Raw genomic sequence first — 15256 nt, 5'->3', positions numbered from 1 at the left:
TGTTAGTGGGCAACCGCAGCAGCGCCGTGTTCATCGATCAACGCACCGTTGTGGAAACGGTCGATGGAGAAAGGTGCAGCCAATGGGTGCATTTCACCCTTGGCCAGACTCGCGGCAAACACGTTGCCCGAGCCAGGTGTTGCCTTGAAGCCACCGGTGCCCCAACCGCAGTTGAAGAACATGTTCGGCACCGGGGTTTTCGAGATGATCGGGCATGCGTCCGGCGTGGTGTCGACGATGCCGCCCCACTGACGGTTCATGCGCACGCGGGACAACACCGGGAACATCTCGACGATGGCCTGGATGGTGTGCTCGATCACCGGGTACGAACCACGCTGGCCGTAGCCGTTGTAGCCGTCGATGCCGGCGCCGATCACCAGGTCGCCCTTGTCGGACTGGCTGATGTAACCGTGTACGGCGTTGGACATGATCACGCTGTCGATAATCGGCTTGATCGGCTCGGACACCAGCGCTTGCAGCGGGTGCGATTCGATCGGCAGACGGAAACCGGCGAGCTTGGCCATGTGCCCGGAGTTACCGGCAGTGACCACACCAACGCGCTTGGCGCCGATGAAGCCTTTGTTGGTTTCAACACCGATGCACACGCCGTTTTCCTTGCGGAAGCCGATCACTTCGGTCTGTTGAATCAGGTCAACGCCCAAGGCGTCGGCGGCACGGGCAAAGCCCCAGGCCACGGCATCGTGACGAGCCACGCCGCCGCGACGCTGGACGGTAGCGCCCATCACCGGGTAGCGAGTGTTCTTGGAGCAGTCGAGGTAAGGAATCTCGTCGGCAACCTGTTTGGCATCGAGCAGTTCGCCGTCCACGCCGTTGAGGCGGTTGGCGCTGACACGACGCTCGGAATCACGGATGTCTTGAAGCGTGTGGCACAGGTTGTAAACGCCGCGCTGGGAGAACATCACGTTGTAGTTCAGGTCCTGGGACAGACCTTCCCACAATTTCATTGCGTGTTCATACAGGTGCGCCGACTCGTCCCACAGGTAGTTGGAGCGAACGATGGTGGTGTTGCGCGCAGTGTTACCGCCGCCCAGCCAGCCTTTCTCGACCACGGCCACGTTAGTGATGCCGTGCTCTTTGGCGAGGTAGTAGGCGGTCGCCAGACCATGCCCGCCACCGCCGACGATGACCACGTCATAGACCTTTTTAGGGGTCGGCGTGCGCCACATCTTCTGCCAGTTTTCGTGATGGCTGAGGGAGTGTTTGAAGAGGCCGAAGCCCGAGTAGCGTTGCATAGTCATTTACTCCAAAACCGCGCTCAGCGATAAACCGGGAAGTCCGCGCACAGGGCCGAAACTTGCTGCGCAACATTGGCCTCGACGTCGGCGTCGCCGAGGTTGTCGAGGATGTCGCAGATCCAGCCGGCCAGCGTGACGCACTGGGTAACCTTGAAGCCGCGAGTGGTCACCGCCGGGGTGCCGATGCGCAGGCCGGAGGTCACGAACGGCGACTGTGGATCGTTCGGGACAGCGTTCTTGTTCACGGTGATGTGGGCGCGACCGAGTGCTGCATCCGCCTCTTTGCCGGTGAGGCCCTGACGGATCAGGCTGACCAGGAACAGGTGGTTATCGGTACCGCCGGACACTACATCGTAGCCGCGTTTGATAAATACGCCGGCCATGGCCTGGGCGTTGTCGATCACTTGTTGCTGGTAAACCTTGAAACCTGGCTCCAGCGCTTCCTTGAAGCACACCGCTTTACCAGCGATGACGTGCATCAGCGGGCCGCCCTGTGCACCCGGGAACACTGCGGCGTTGAGCTTTTTCTCGATTTCTTCGTTGGCCTTGCACAGGATCAGGCCGCCACGTGGACCGCGCAGGGTCTTGTGGGTGGTGGTGGTCACCACGTCGGCGTACGGCAGCGGATTCGGGTACAGGCCGGCAGCGACCAGACCTGCAACGTGAGCCATGTCGACGAACAGCAGGGCACCGACCTTGTCGGCGATCTGACGGAAGCGTGGGAAGTCGAGGGTCTTGGAGTAAGCAGAGAAGCCGGCGACGATCATCTTCGGCTTGCACTCGACGGCCAGGCGCTCGACTTCGTCGTAGTCGATCAGACCGGTTTTGGTGTCGATGCCGTACTGCACGGCGTTGTACAGCTTGCCCGAGGACGACACTTTGGCGCCGTGGGTCAGGTGACCGCCGTGGGCCAGGCTCATGCCGAGGATGGTGTCGCCGGCCTGCAGCAGAGCCAGGTAAACGGCGCTGTTGGCCGAGGAACCGGAATGCGGCTGCACGTTGGCGTAATCAGCACCGAACAGCTGCTTGGCGCGTTCGATGGCCAGTGCTTCAACTTTATCGACGTGTTCGCAGCCACCGTAGTAGCGCTTGCCCGGATAGCCTTCGGCGTATTTGTTGGTCAGGCCACTGCCTTGCGCTTCCATGACGCGTTTGCTGGTGTAGTTCTCTGACGCGATCAGCTCGATGTGATCTTCCTGGCGTTGCTCCTCGGCATTCATCGCCGCCAGCAGTGCATCGTCGTAACCCTTGATCTGGTCTTGCTTGCTGAACATCGCGTCTCTCCCAGCGGCATCTATGCGCCATTCGTCTCGGTAAGGCACGCGTTTCGGCAGTGCCCTTTGATAGCGATGGTATGACCGGCGCAGACAGGCCAAATGCCTACGGACGCCACGCAAAGGTGCGTTTACGACATGGGCCGAAATGCTTGACCGGACACGATCCCCGAACCAGCAGAGATCCCTGTGGGAGCGGGCTTGCTCGCGAATGCGGTGTGCCAGTCGACAACAATGCTGAATGACACACCGCATTCGCGAGCAAGCCCGCTCCCACAGGGTTATGAGGCGACTTGGCGGACAAGTAGCAACAGTAAAAAATGCAGCGGATACAGCGCGTACGCCCAGCGACGCATCGGTGGTGGAGGTTTGAACTGGCCGGCGTGGCGCAGCAAAAGCAGGCCGGCCAGTGGCGCGATCAGACAAGCGGCGATGCCGAGGATAGCTTCACTGTTGTGAAACCACGCGGAGGAATACAGCACTTGCCATTGATTGGCTGCCAGACAGACCAATCCCGGCAACAGGCTGAAATACCAGGGCCGCCCGATCACCAGCAACATCGCCAGCGGCAACAGCACGCCGAAAAAGCCGAACATCAGTCGCTCCGGGAACAGCGCCGCCAGCAGCAAGGCGCCTGCCGCCAACAGTCGCGCTTGCAGGGTTCGGTCCTGCCAGCCACGGGCCACCAGCAACCCCAGCGCCAACGTGGGCAGCACGTTCAAGGTGTCGGGATCAGGAATGTACATCCGATACGGAATTTCGCTGATGGCGCTAAACAGCAGCAACCAGCCCAGGTAACGCCACTGGCCGTCCGTCGTCACCGCACGGGCCCGCGCCAGGTTTGCGGCCATTGCCAGACAGAACCAGGGGAACGCCAGTCGCCCCGGCACATACAGCAGATCGACGGAATAACCGACATATCGCAGGTGATCGAGCACCATGCTCAACAGCGCCAGCCACTTGAGCAGATCCAGTGCCCCATCCCTTTGCGTCATGTGCATAATCGCCTGTCGTCTTTGTATTTTTCTGACAGCATCATCCCGTGTGCGCTCCTGACGATCTTGGGTAAAGTGCGCACCATCATTGACCACGGAACTCTTCACCATAAGAGCCCCGAACACGGAAGCCGGCCATGACCGATAAGAGCCAACAATTCGCCAGCGACAACTATTCCGGTATCTGCCCTGAAGCCTGGGCGGCCATGGAACAGGCCAACCACGGCCACCAACGCGCCTACGGCGACGACGAATGGACCGCACGCGCGTCCGACGATTTCCGCAAACTGTTCGAAACCGACTGCGAAGTGTTCTTCGCCTTCAACGGTACCGCGGCCAACTCCCTGGCCCTGTCGTCGCTGTGCCAGAGTTACCACAGCGTGATCTGCTCGGAAACCGCCCACGTCGAAACCGACGAATGCGGCGCACCGGAATTCTTTTCCAACGGTTCCAAGCTGCTCATCGCCCGCACTGAAAACGGCAAGCTGACCCCGGAATCGATCCGCGAAATCGCGCTCAAGCGCCAGGACATCCACTACCCGAAACCGCGCGTCGTGACCCTGACCCAGGCCACCGAAGTCGGCAGCGTCTACACCCCGGAAGAAATCCGCGCCATCAGCGCCACGTGCAAAGAACTGGGCCTGAACCTGCACATGGACGGTGCGCGCTTCTCCAACGCCTGTGCGTTCCTTGGCTGCACGCCGGCCGACCTGACCTGGAAGGCCGGCGTCGACGTGTTGTGCTTCGGCGGCACGAAAAACGGCATGGCGGTGGGTGAGGCGATTCTGTTCTTCAACCACAAGCTGGCCGAAGACTTCGATTACCGCTGCAAACAGGCCGGGCAACTGGCGTCGAAAATGCGCTTCCTCTCGGCACCATGGGTCGGGATTCTGGAAAACGACGCCTGGCTCAAATACGCCCGCCACGCCAACCACTGCGCGCAGCTGCTGGCGGAACTGGTGAGCGACATTCCAGGTGTGGAACTGATGTTCCCGGTACAGGCCAACGGCGTGTTCCTGCAACTCTCGGAACCGGCTATCGCCGCACTGACGGCCAAGGGCTGGCGCTTCTACACCTTCATCGGCAACGGCGGCGCACGCTTCATGTGCTCGTGGGACACCGAAGAAGAACGCGTACGGGAATTGGCGGCGGATATTCGCGAAGTCATGTCCCGCTAAGCAGCAACCCGATCCCCTGTGGTGAGGGGATTCATCCCCTCGCCACAAGGTTCACGTCCACCCCACCCTCCTGCGCTTGCTCCATCGTCTACATTGTTTGTCGAGCCTTCGCTCACATAACAATAATCAGGAGCGCACGCATGGCATTGAAAGGCAAAACCCTGTTCATCACCGGCGCCAGCCGTGGGATTGGTCGTGAGATCGCGCTGCGGGCGGCGCGGGATGGGGCCAACATTGTGATTGCAGCCAAAAGCGCCGAGCCGCACCCCAAGTTGCCGGGCACGATTTTCAGCGTGGCCAAGGAAGTCGAAGCCGCGGGCGGCAAGGCGTTGGCCTTGCAGGTGGATGTGCGTGATGAAGTCGCGGTGCGTGAGGCACTGGCCAAGGCCAACGAGCATTTCGGCGGCATTGATGCGCTGATCAACAATGCCGGGGCGATCAAGCTGACCGGGGTTCAACACATCGAACTCAAGCGCTTCGACCTGATGCACCAAATCAACACCCGCGCCGTGCTCCTGTGCAGCCAGGCCGCCCTGCCCTATCTGAAGAAGTCCGGCGGGCACATCCTCAGCCTGTCGCCACCGCTAAACCTGGCCACCAAGTGGTTCGCCCAATACAGCCCGTACACCGTGACGAAATACGGCATGAGCATGCTGACGCTGGGCATGAGCGAGGAATTCAAGAACTATGGCATCAGCGTCAACTCCCTGTGGCCGCAGACGATGATAGCCACCGCCGCCATCGAGTTTCAGCTGGGGTCACGCGAGTCGTTCAAGCATGCGCGCACGCCCGCGATCATGGCCGATGCCGCCCATGTGATTCTGAGCAGCAGCGGTCGCAGCATTACTGGGCGATTGCTGATTGATGAGGAAATTCTTGGTGAACACGGGGTGACGGATTTTGAACCGTATCGGTTTGCGCCTGACACAACCGACCCGCTGATGCCGGATTTGTTTGTTGGTTGAGTGATTTAGGGTGTCAGTTAGATCCGCCCCTCACCCTAACCCTCCCGAAACGTCGGACCGCCCCAAGGGGCGAGGGGACTGACTGTGGATTTCTTTAGAAAATTTGCGACCTGAGATATCGAGGTGAGCTCAGGTTTTGAACAGCATGAAGATCTGCTCCCTTTCCCCCTCTCCCCTGTGGGGAGAGGGCTGGGGTGAGGGGTGGATCTTGAAGTTGACTACCCTTCCAGACTTCCATCAGAACTCGATCCGCACATCCCCTTTCGGCACGCTGCAGCACGAAAGAATGAACCCTTCCGCTTCGTCTTCCTCAGTGATCCCGCCGTTGTGTTCCATGTCGACTTCACCACCGAGCTTCATCACCTTGCACGTCCCGCAAATCCCCATCCCGCACGCCTTCGGAATCAACAGGCCCAACTTGGCCGCCGCAGCGTGAACGGTTTCCCCCGGTGCCACACGAATACTCTTGCCAGACGCCGTGAACTCCACCTGATGCAGATCCGCCACATCGATTTCCGGGGCGTCGGCCGCTTGTTCAGCGTGTTCCACGGCGTCGGCGCGGGCCTCTGGCGGGGTCGCGCCGAAGGATTCTTCGTGGTAACGCGACATGTCGAAGCCAGCGGCTTCCAGCAAGCGCTTGACCGCATTCATATACGGCGTCGGGCCGCAGCAGAACACTTCGCGCTCAAGGAAGTCCGGCGCCATCAATTCAAGCATTCTGTGGTTCAGGTAACCGCGATAACCGGCCCAGGGCTCGCCCATGCCATGCTTCTCGCAGATCAGGTGCAGGCTGAAGTTATCGATCCGCGACGCCATGTGTTCCAGTTCACGGTGGTAAATGATGTCTTTGGGCGAGCGGGCGCTGTGGATAAACACCATGTCGACGTTGCCGTTGGTGTCGTAGAACCAGCGAGCCATCGACATGACCGGCGTGATACCGACACCGCCGCTGAGGTACAACACCTTCGGCGCAGTGAAGTCCATGGCGTTGAACAGCCCGACCGGCCCGTGCACCGCCAGCTCCTGGCCTTCGTGCAGGGTGTCGTGCAGCCAGTTGGAGACTTTGCCGCCCGGCACGCGCTTGATCGTCACCGAAAAGCTGTATGGCACCGACGGTGAGCTGGAAATGGTGTAGGAGCGCATGATCGGCACCCCTTCGATTTCCAGCTCCAGGGTGACAAACTGCCCCGGTTTAAAGAAGAACAGGATTGGCTGGTCAGCCATAAAACAGAAGGTGCGCACATCCCAGGTTTCCTGGATGACTTTGACGCAACGGACGATGTGTCGACCATTGGCCCAGGTCTGGGTGGTTACCGGATTCAGGAAGCTGTTGGACATGCTGTTCTCCACCGCCGATGGTCGGCCTTATGTTGGCGATTCTGCGTAACGTGCGAACCACCCATTTACCTATCTGCGACATTCACATACTTATCGCGACCAGCCTGCATCTACCGGGGGTTGCGCGTCGGGAACAGATTGGGCCATGTCGCCCATGGATAAGGTTCTGCCCAGCGCCGGCCCCACACTCGCCCCATACCAAGACACAACCTTTACACCTTGCGTAGCAAACCTGATTAGCCACTTTCGCCGGCCACACAGAATGGCCTTGAGGATTAAATGATGGACGTCACCACTACCCTGAGCCTGGGCGATCCACTGGAACCCGCACGCAAGGCCACCGCGCAGATGCTGCAAGAGCGCGAGCGTACTTTCTCGCTGCCGCAGCCGTTTTACTCTGACGAGCGGCTGTTTGATATCGACATGCAGGAAATCTTCCAGAAAGAGTGGTTGATTGCCGGCATGGCCTGCGAAATCCCGACCAAGGGCAACTACCTGACCCTGCAAGTCGGCAAGAACCCGATCATCGTGATTCGCGGAGCCGAAGGCGTGATCCATGCGTTCCACAACGTCTGCCGTCACCGTGGTTCGCGGCTGTGCACCAGTGAAAAAGGCAAAGTCGCCAAACTGGTCTGCCACTACCACCAGTGGACCTACGAACTGGACGGTCGCCTGCTGTTCGCCGGCACCGAAATGGGCGCCGACTTCGACATGAAGGAGTACGGCCTCAAACCGGTAAACGTGAAGACTGCCGGCGGCTACATCTTCATCAGCCTGTCGGAAAATCCGCCAGCCATTGATGACTTCCTGTCGACGCTGAACCATTACATGGAACCGTACGACATGGAGAACACCAAGGTGGCGATCCAGACCACCTTGTTCGAAAAAGCCAACTGGAAACTGGTGCTGGAAAACAACCGCGAGTGCTACCACTGCAACGCGTCGCACCCGGAACTGCTGAAAACCCTGCTGGAATGGGACGACGTCACCGACCCGCGTGCCGATCAGGCCTTCAAGGACCACGTCGCCGCCTCCGCCGCTGCCTGGGAAGCCGAGAAGATCCCTTACGCCCACGCCAGCTTCGGCCTGCGTAACCGCATCGTGCGCATGCCGCTGCTCAAGGGCACCGTGTCGATGACCCTGGACGGCAAACAAGGCTGCGCCAAACTCATGGGCCGGATCAAAAACCCGGACCTGGGCTCGATGCGTATCCTGCACTTGCCGCACTCGTGGAACCACTGCATGGGCGACCACATCATCGTGTTCACCGTGTGGCCGATCAGCGCGCAGGAAACCATGGTCACCACCAAGTGGATCGTCCACAAGGACGCCGTCGAAGGCGTGGACTACGACGTGGAGCGCATGCGCCAGGTCTGGGATGCGACCAACGACCAGGACCGTCGCCTGGCCGAAGAGAACCAGCGCGGCATCAACTCCACGGCTTACCAGCCAGGCCCTTACTCCAAGACCTATGAGTTTGGCGTGGTGAACTTCGTGGACTGGTACAGCGAGCGTTTGCTGAACAACCTGGGCGCGGAACCTGCGCCTTACCTCAAAGGGGTTCCGGTTCAAGGCTGACCGATCCCGCTGAGACAAAAAACCGCGAACATGTTTCGCGGTTTTTTATTGTTCAAATTTCGATCAATCGCTTTAGAGCTGCCGCTGGCATGGGGCTGTAGAGGTTCGCGAACAAGTTATCCACACCTTCGCCCACAGCTAATGGGGACAACTCGGCTTACCGCACAAATTCTCTCCACAGAAACTGAAGAAAATCCGTGACTTATCCAGAAACAGGGTTTTTAACAACGATTGGTTGTTTTTTGATCTAAAGCCTGGAAGGCACGTTATACGTGGCTTGCAGAGGATGGCGAACACCTTATCCACAGAAGCGCCAACAGACTTTGGGGGCAACTTGGGCGGATCTGTGGAAAACCGTTGGAAGCCGCGATAAATCAGGGTTTGCGCGAGGTTTATCGGCTTAAAACGTTGATTTGATCGTTTTTTGATCAACCGCCTGATAAGCCCGTTTTATATAGCCTGTAGAGGACAGCGAACATCTTATCCACAGATGCGCTAACAGAGATTGGGGGCAAGTATTGGTTCGCGTACAAAGTTATCCTCTGGAAAAAGCCTGAAAAAACCGCGAGTTAGGTTGGTTGTTTTTTGTACGAAGGGTTGCAGGGCTTGATTTGTATGGGGTGTAGCGATGGGCGAACACGTTATCCACAGAAGCGCTAACAGGGATTGTGGGTAACCGCGATCAGGTCCTGTTGAAACACGACCGACCCGAGTCGATATCAAGATTCAACTCATGGTCATTGAATGCACCCCACCCAAGCAAAAGCGAAGGCACGTACTGACCCAGCAACAACGACGGAGGAATCGTAAAGTCCGGGTAGTAGTTGTAGGTGATCCGTTGGATATGTCCCGCCAGGCTCAATTCACCCTTGAAGGTTTGGGAACGCGGCTTATCGGTGACATGAATGGGCGAGTTGCCCGGCGAGGACGAAGTCAGGTAATCAACATTGCCAGTGTCGATAATCGCCGGCGTGGCCCGACGATCCAGGCGTGCGGCAATGGTCAGTCGTTGATTGATGTCGATACGCGCATAGGTAATTGGCGAATCACATCGCGCGGGAGGTTCGGCGTTAAGCTCCAGGGTCTTTTGGGTGACCTTCAAACGCCCCAACTTACCGATCAGATCAAGCCCCAACAGGTTTTCCCGGTCACTGACAAACACCAGGACGTTTCTGAACTCGCTTGAGCCTATCTTTAAAGACTCAAAGATCCCGAGTTTGGCGGACAGGTCACGTTCACCATAAAACGTGCTGTAGCCATAGTGAGAGTCGGTTAATAACCTGATCCCCATCAGCTTCGCGGTTTCGTGGTTGACCCGTGTTTGCGGTGCGCCGGTGTCCAGAATGAAGCGTGACGAGACACCATTGGCCGCTTTGACATCGAGGTAGGCCAGCACCTCGCCTGTGACGTGACCGTCACTGGCGTAAGGATGAATCGCCAGCACCTCGTGCCGCTTCGCTCTTGTCACCGAGAAATCGCCGACCGCCCGCAGGGTCGCGAGGGATTCGCTGCCGAACATGGAAAACATCGCGCTGAGTTCAGGGTCATTCGCGATTGCCTGAGCGTGACGTCGCTTGATCGCCAGATAGTATTCGGGAATCTGGTTTGCGGTTTTGGCCTCGAACATTCGGGCGAGAACGGAGACTGAACAATTCAGGTTGTCTTCAGCATCCAACACCTTGGCGCATTGCTGTTTCAGTTGCACCAAGGACGCTTTTTGTCCCTGTTCGGACGCTAACCATGTGTAAAAATCAGGAGCTGCCGGCCGGGTATCAGCCATCGAACTTGATGCTGCACAGATAAAAAATGCAAGCAGCACCAGAGACGACTTTAAATTCACGCCGCCGATCAGACATGTCTCACGCCGACTGACCGCTTTCATGTTCAACCCATTCTTGAAAACGAGTTTTATGAATTAGCGCTGCGGCAACCCTGAGCAGCTCATAGAGAAATGTAGCTCACTAGGGCCGATACATCAGATAGGCCTCACCCGTGACCCGAATCATCGGATGGGGAGTGATCTGGCAGGTATCGACGATACGAAAGCCATGTCGCTCGTAAAACCGACGAGCACCGGTGTTCACGGCGTAGTCGATCAGGCTCAAGCCATTGAGCCCCAGCTGGCTGGCACGGTCGTAAGCGTAGGCGAGGAATTGCTTGCCCAGGCCCTGGTTTCGCCAGCCTTCATGCAGCGCCAGGCTGGATATATAGAGGGTGTCGGGGATTTCCATCCTGGCGTACGGCGCCAGGACTGGATCGGTCACTGGGGGCGCCAGCGGATCGTGACGCATCACGTAGCTGTGCATCATGCCAATGACGTTTCCATCAACCTCGGCGATGAGGCAGTTCTGATAAGAAAAATCGACGTCGTCACGGGCGTAACGACTGGCGCCCACGTCCAGTAAATCCTGACCGGGTTGCGCCAGTTGGCTCCAGATGTAATCCGCAGCGCCTTCTGACGAAATCTGGAACAAGCGAGCAATCTCCCGCGCATCCGCGCGCAGGGCAGAACGAAATTCAACAGCCATTTACCTGCCCCCACAAGACCGCTAGCGGACCACGCCTTCTTCGATCAGTAACTTGAGAATTGCCTCGGCCCCCGCCTCGGCACTCAACCCTTTAAGCACTTGTCCGCCGCCACCGCTGGCCTTGGCCGTCGCGGCTTTCATCCGGTCCGCGCCGCTCTTGGCCTTGATCACCTTCAAGCGCTTAGGCCGTGGCTTGGCCGGTTGCAGCGTGGCGACTGCCAGCAGTTCATCGTCGATCACTTCGACTTCATCCGCCTGCAACACCCCGCGTCGGGCCGGGCCGTAGGCGCTTTGCCGAGGCTTCGGCGCGGCGTTATCCACAGTCGCGAGAAACGGCAGCCGTACTTTCAGGCGACGGCGCTGACCGCGCGGCAAAGCTTGCAGCACCAGTGCTGAATTACCATCGATGGATTCAACTTGAGCCAGCCCGACGACCAGCGGCCAGCCCAGACTTTCCGCCAGCAGGAACGGCAACATGCCCGAGCCTTCACCGGTTTCCGCCTGGCTACCGGTCAGCACAACCTGAGCCCCTGCGTCACGCAAATACGCAGTCAATGCCGGCAGTGCATCGGCGCCTTCCGGCTGCTCAAGCACATGCAGCTGTTCAAGGCCCATGCCCAGATACGCACGCAAGGCCGGTTCCGCGACGTCGCCGGCATGCAGCACTTGCAAGTTATCCCCAGCGAGTTGCAGGCCCAGCTCCACCGCCCGCGCATCCTGCTCCGCGCGACGTGGCCGGCCAGAGGTCGGGTGGGCGCCGATGGACACCAGGCTGATGATTTTCGTGCTCATAACCCTTTCCCTTCCTTAAGCCGCATCGCGCTTGGCTTCGTTGCGGTAAGCCTCTACCGCATCGATCAAGGCTTGAAGAATCTCGGCGCTTTCGCCGATCACCGACAGGTCGGCCCGTTTGATCATGTCGCAGCCAGGATCGAGGTTGATCGCCACCACCTTGTCGCAGGCACCGATGCCTTGCAGGTGCTGGATCGCCCCGGAAATCCCCACCGCCACGTAAACCCGCGCGGTGACCCAGGTGCCGGATGCACCGACCTGACGGTCGCGCGCCATAAAGCCATCGTCCACCGCCACTCGGGACGCGCCTTCGGTAGCGCCCAACGCTTCGGCCGTCCTGTGGAAAAGTCCCCAGTCCTTGACCCCGTTGCCGCCGGAGAAGATGAATTCGGCTTCGGCCATCGGAATCGCCGCTGGATCCACTGCCACGGCGCCCAAATCCTCGATGCGCGAGAGACTGCGGGCCACCGCTGTGGATAACTCCACCGGCAACGCTTCGTGACGGGTTTCGCTGACCGGTTCTGCGCATTCGACGGCGGCCAAGATCAAGCGTGCCACCGGGCGCGCCAGGTCTTGCAAGCCAGCACCGGCGCGGCCGATGCATTCCTGATCCTTGACCTGCCAGACCCGCGTGGCCGGGCGTTCGCCCAGTGCGGCGGCAAAGCGTCGCCCCAATTCACCACCGCCGCTGCGGCTGTCCGGCAGCAACCAGTGGCGAGGGCTGAACTGGTTATCCACAGCCCGCAAGCCCTGGACCCGTTGTTCCGGTGCATAACCACTGAATTCGTCGCCTTCCAGCACCAGCAAGCGATCGACGCCAGCGGTGGCGAAGGCGTTTTCTTTGTGTTCGCCGAAGACCACGGCCAACACCGCGCCGTCCGTACCGGCCAACTGATGAGCCAGACCCAGCAAGTCGCGGTCGTGGCTGCTCAAGCGGCCGCCGACCATGTCCGGCACCACGCTGATGTAAAACGCAGGTGCCGGCACTTGATGCAGCGGTAATTGCACTTCAACGGCGGCCGAGCGTTTGCTCGCCCCGCCCTGTTGAGCGCCGCTGCGGTCAATCCGTTTGATGCCGTTGGGACCGATAAAACCGATGCCATGGGGATTCTTGCGGATGACGCCGTTAGGCCCCATCCAGCTGTGTTGCGCCGGTTGCATGGCCGCGTGCAGCGGGTGCAAACGGTTACGGGCGATCCATTCGGCGCGTGGGTCGCGGCGGATAATGTCGCTCATCAGTGGGCCTCCGCAGGTTCACGTTGGGCCGGTTTGGTCGGCTTGCTCGGGGCAGCGTCTTCGAGCAACGCATCCGCCACCAGTTCGGCGATGTCCTTGATCAGCGGCCGGGGTTCGACCACGCCTTCGAGCATCGCGGTGCACTGTGGACAACCCACGGCCACCAGTTCGGCGCCGGTTTCGCGGATATCTTCCATGCGCATGTCGGGGATCCGTTGCTTGCCCGGAATGTCGGTGATCGGCGCACCGCCGCCTCCGCCGCAGCAGCGCGAGCGGAAACCGGAGCGTTGCATTTCCTTGATCTCGATACCCAGGGCGCGCAGCACTTCACGCGGAGCCTCGTATTCGCCGTTATAGCGGCCGAGGTAGCACGGATCGTGATAAGTCACGCTGCTGCCTTTGTGCTGGCCGAGGTTCAGGGCGCCAGCGCCGATGATTTCGGCCATGTAGGTGCTGTGGTGCTGCACGAGGTAGTTGCCGTCGAAGGCGCCGTACTCGTTTTTCAGCACGTGGAAGCTGTGCGGGTCGCAGGTGACGATGCGGTTGAAGCTGTACTTGGCCAAGGTCTGGATGTTGCGTTTGGCCAACAACTGGAAGGTGGCTTCGTCGCCCAGACGTCGGGCCACGTCACCGCTGTCGCGCTCTTCAAGCCCCAGCACTGCAAAGTCGACCTTCGCCGCTTTCAGCACTTTGACGAAGGCGCGCAGGGTGCGCTGGTTGCGCATGTCGAAGGCACCGTCGCCGACCCAGAACAGCACGTCGACCGATTTCTTCTCGCTCATCAGATTGAGGTTCAAATCCGCCGCCCAGTTCATCCGCCCACCGGGGGCGAAGCCGCCAGGGTTGTCGGTGGCGATCAGGTTTTCCAGGACTTCAGCGCCCTTGTTTGGGGTCGCGCCTTTTTCCAGGGTCAGATGGCGGCGCATGTCGACGATGGCGTCAACGTGCTCGATCATCATCGGGCACTCCTCGACGCAAGCGCGGCAGGTGGTGCAGGACCACAGGGTTTCAGCGTCCACCAGACCGTTGACGATTGGTTGATGCGGGTTGCCTGCGTGTTCGCCGATGGCTTTGCCTGGATACGGGCTGCCGGCGAACTTGGCGTCGGTGCCACCGGCCAGGCCGACGACCATGTCTTGAATCAGTTTTTTCGGGTTCAACGGCTGGCCGGCGGCGAACGCCGGGCACGCGGCTTCGCATTTACCGCACTGCACGCAGGCGTCGAAGCCGAGCAGTTGGTTCCAGGTGAAATCCTTGGGTTTTTCCACGCCCAGTGGCGCGGTCGGGTCGTTCAGGTCCAACGGTTTCAAACCGGTGGAACGGCCGCCACCAAAGCGTTCGGCGCGACGGTGCCAGGCCAGATGCAAAGCACCGGCGAAGGCGTGCTTCATCGGCCCGCCCCAGGTCATACCGAAGAACAGTTCGCTAACGCCCCACAGCACACCGACGCCAAGGATCGCAGCCACCACCCAACCGCCGAAGTTTTCCGGGAGGATGCCAGCGACCGGCAGGGTCAACAGGAAGAAACTCGCAGAGAACGCCAACAGGCTTTTCGGCAGACGCATCCATGGCCCTTTGGAAAGGCGAGCCGGTGGGTTGCGACGACGCAGGAACATGAAAATCGCACCGACGAACATCACCGCCGAGGCAATCAACAGGGCAACACCGAGAATGCGATTGTGCAGGCCGAAACCGTGAACCAGGATCGCCAGCACAATGGAGGCCACCGCACCGCCAGCCGTGGCAACGTGAGTGTTGGCGATGTATTTGTCCCGCGCGACCACATGGTGCAAATCGACCATGTAACGCTTGGGCATGGCGAACAGGCCGCCGATCAGGTCGACTTTCGAAGCCCGGCCTCGGCGCCACATAGCCACCCGCCGCAACGCGCCAAGGACAGCGAGGCCCAGGGCTGCGAACAACAGGATTGGAAGAAGGGTGTTCAACATGGTGAAGCTCCCAAAGACCGCAGGGTCTTGCAGGCCAAACTACCTGGATACCTTGCCCGATTCCTGTGGGAGCGGGCTTGCTCGCGAAAGCGGTGGGTCAGTCGACATCAATGTCGGCTGACAGATTGCATTCGCGAGCAAGCCCGCTCCCACAGGGTTATCCACAA

At 59.7% G+C, this 15256-nt stretch carries 12 protein-coding genes; 3 read left to right on the top strand and 9 right to left on the bottom strand.

Annotated features, from left to right (window positions below; translation table 11 throughout):
- Window positions 1–2: 2 nt before the first annotated feature.
- From ACSQ87_RS03055 to ACSQ87_RS03045, 3 genes are all read right to left on the bottom strand, one after another.
- Window positions 3–1253 carry a sarcosine oxidase subunit beta gene (locus tag ACSQ87_RS03055; RefSeq protein ID WP_007947735.1) on the bottom strand — a complete coding sequence of 417 codons (1251 nt, stop codon included), beginning with the start codon at window positions 1251–1253 and terminating at the stop codon, window positions 3–5.
- Window positions 1254–1276: 23 nt separating this feature from the next.
- Window positions 1277–2530, bottom strand: coding sequence for a serine hydroxymethyltransferase (glyA, locus tag ACSQ87_RS03050; RefSeq protein WP_223431236.1), 1254 nt, complete (start codon window positions 2528–2530; stop codon window positions 1277–1279).
- A 281-nt stretch (window positions 2531–2811) separates the two neighbouring features.
- Window positions 2812–3531, bottom strand: coding sequence for a TraX family protein (locus ACSQ87_RS03045; RefSeq protein ID WP_436273334.1), 720 nt, complete (start codon window positions 3529–3531; stop codon window positions 2812–2814).
- A gap of 131 nt (window positions 3532–3662) precedes the next feature.
- On the opposite strand from ACSQ87_RS03045, the gene ACSQ87_RS03040 reads away from it, so the two are divergent.
- Entirely contained in the window at window positions 3663–4703 is a 1041-nt protein-coding gene (locus tag ACSQ87_RS03040; RefSeq protein ID WP_033053959.1) for a threonine aldolase family protein, read from the top strand.
- Window positions 4704–4843: 140 nt separating this feature from the next.
- Entirely contained in the window at window positions 4844–5668 is an 825-nt protein-coding gene (locus ACSQ87_RS03035) for an SDR family oxidoreductase (RefSeq protein WP_436273333.1), read from the top strand.
- A 237-nt stretch (window positions 5669–5905) separates the two neighbouring features.
- Here the strand turns inward: ACSQ87_RS03035 and gbcB are convergent, their stop codons facing one another.
- Window positions 5906–7006: a glycine-betaine demethylase subunit GbcB gene (gbcB, locus tag ACSQ87_RS03030; RefSeq protein WP_223431231.1), complete on the bottom strand. Its 1101-nt coding sequence runs from the start codon at window positions 7004–7006 to the stop codon at window positions 5906–5908.
- A gap of 282 nt (window positions 7007–7288) precedes the next feature.
- Between gbcB and gbcA the strand changes: the two genes are divergently transcribed.
- Entirely contained in the window at window positions 7289–8584 is a 1296-nt protein-coding gene (gene gbcA, locus ACSQ87_RS03025) for a glycine-betaine demethylase subunit GbcA (RefSeq protein ID WP_436273332.1), read from the top strand.
- A gap of 682 nt (window positions 8585–9266) precedes the next feature.
- Here gbcA and ACSQ87_RS03020 read toward each other — a convergent pair.
- The 5 genes from ACSQ87_RS03020 to dgcB all read right to left on the bottom strand — a co-directional run bounded on the left by ACSQ87_RS03020 (window position 9267) and on the right by dgcB (window position 15089).
- Complete coding sequence (locus ACSQ87_RS03020) at window positions 9267–10466, bottom strand: retropepsin-like aspartic protease (RefSeq protein WP_436273331.1); 1200 nt, start codon at window positions 10464–10466, stop codon at window positions 9267–9269.
- 79 nt (window positions 10467–10545) lie between these two features.
- Window positions 10546–11112 carry an N-acetyltransferase family protein gene (locus ACSQ87_RS03015; protein WP_436273330.1) on the bottom strand — a complete coding sequence of 189 codons (567 nt, stop codon included), beginning with the start codon at window positions 11110–11112 and terminating at the stop codon, window positions 10546–10548.
- A gap of 21 nt (window positions 11113–11133) precedes the next feature.
- Entirely contained in the window at window positions 11134–11904 is a 771-nt protein-coding gene (gene etfB / locus ACSQ87_RS03010) for an electron transfer flavoprotein subunit beta (protein ID WP_056739081.1), read from the bottom strand.
- A 15-nt stretch (window positions 11905–11919) separates the two neighbouring features.
- On the bottom strand, window positions 11920–13140 hold the full coding sequence (gene etfA, locus ACSQ87_RS03005) for an electron transfer flavoprotein subunit alpha (RefSeq protein WP_150658445.1): 1221 nt from the start codon (window positions 13138–13140) through the stop codon (window positions 11920–11922).
- Window positions 13140–15089, bottom strand: a complete 1950-nt coding sequence (gene dgcB, locus ACSQ87_RS03000; RefSeq protein ID WP_150658444.1) for a dimethylglycine demethylation protein DgcB — start codon at window positions 15087–15089, stop codon at window positions 13140–13142. Before dgcB ends, etfA begins: the two co-directional genes overlap by 1 nt.
- Between the last annotated feature and the right edge of the window lie 167 nt (window positions 15090–15256).

Origin of the sequence: Pseudomonas sp. LjRoot277, assembly GCF_964253845.1 — a bacterium.
Taxonomy (GTDB): domain Bacteria; phylum Pseudomonadota; class Gammaproteobacteria; order Pseudomonadales; family Pseudomonadaceae; genus Aquipseudomonas.
This window is presented reverse-complemented; position numbering and strand designations above follow the sequence as displayed.

Bases quoted from the DNA above. Each gene is read 5' to 3' on its own strand.
- glyA (WP_223431236.1), bottom strand. From the start codon at position 2,530: ATGTTCAGCAAGCAAGACCAGATCAAGGGTTACGACGATGCACTGCTG.
- etfA (WP_150658445.1), bottom strand. From the start codon at position 13,140: ATGAGCGACATTATCCGCCGCGACCCACGCGCCGAATGGATCGCCCGT.
- ACSQ87_RS03020 (WP_436273331.1), bottom strand. From the start codon at position 10,466: ATGAAAGCGGTCAGTCGGCGTGAGACATGTCTGATCGGCGGCGTGAAT.
- ACSQ87_RS03055 (WP_007947735.1), bottom strand. From the start codon at position 1,253: ATGCAACGCTACTCGGGCTTCGGCCTCTTCAAACACTCCCTCAGCCAT.
- ACSQ87_RS03045 (WP_436273334.1), bottom strand. From the start codon at position 3,531: ATGCACATGACGCAAAGGGATGGGGCACTGGATCTGCTCAAGTGGCTG.
- gbcB (WP_223431231.1), bottom strand. From the start codon at position 7,006: ATGTCCAACAGCTTCCTGAATCCGGTAACCACCCAGACCTGGGCCAAT.
- dgcB (WP_150658444.1), bottom strand. From the start codon at position 15,089: ATGTTGAACACCCTTCTTCCAATCCTGTTGTTCGCAGCCCTGGGCCTC.
- gbcA (WP_436273332.1), top strand. From the start codon at position 7,289: ATGGACGTCACCACTACCCTGAGCCTGGGCGATCCACTGGAACCCGCA.
- etfB (WP_056739081.1), bottom strand. From the start codon at position 11,904: ATGAGCACGAAAATCATCAGCCTGGTGTCCATCGGCGCCCACCCGACC.
- ACSQ87_RS03040 (WP_033053959.1), top strand. From the start codon at position 3,663: ATGACCGATAAGAGCCAACAATTCGCCAGCGACAACTATTCCGGTATC.
- ACSQ87_RS03035 (WP_436273333.1), top strand. From the start codon at position 4,844: ATGGCATTGAAAGGCAAAACCCTGTTCATCACCGGCGCCAGCCGTGGG.
- ACSQ87_RS03015 (WP_436273330.1), bottom strand. From the start codon at position 11,112: ATGGCTGTTGAATTTCGTTCTGCCCTGCGCGCGGATGCGCGGGAGATT.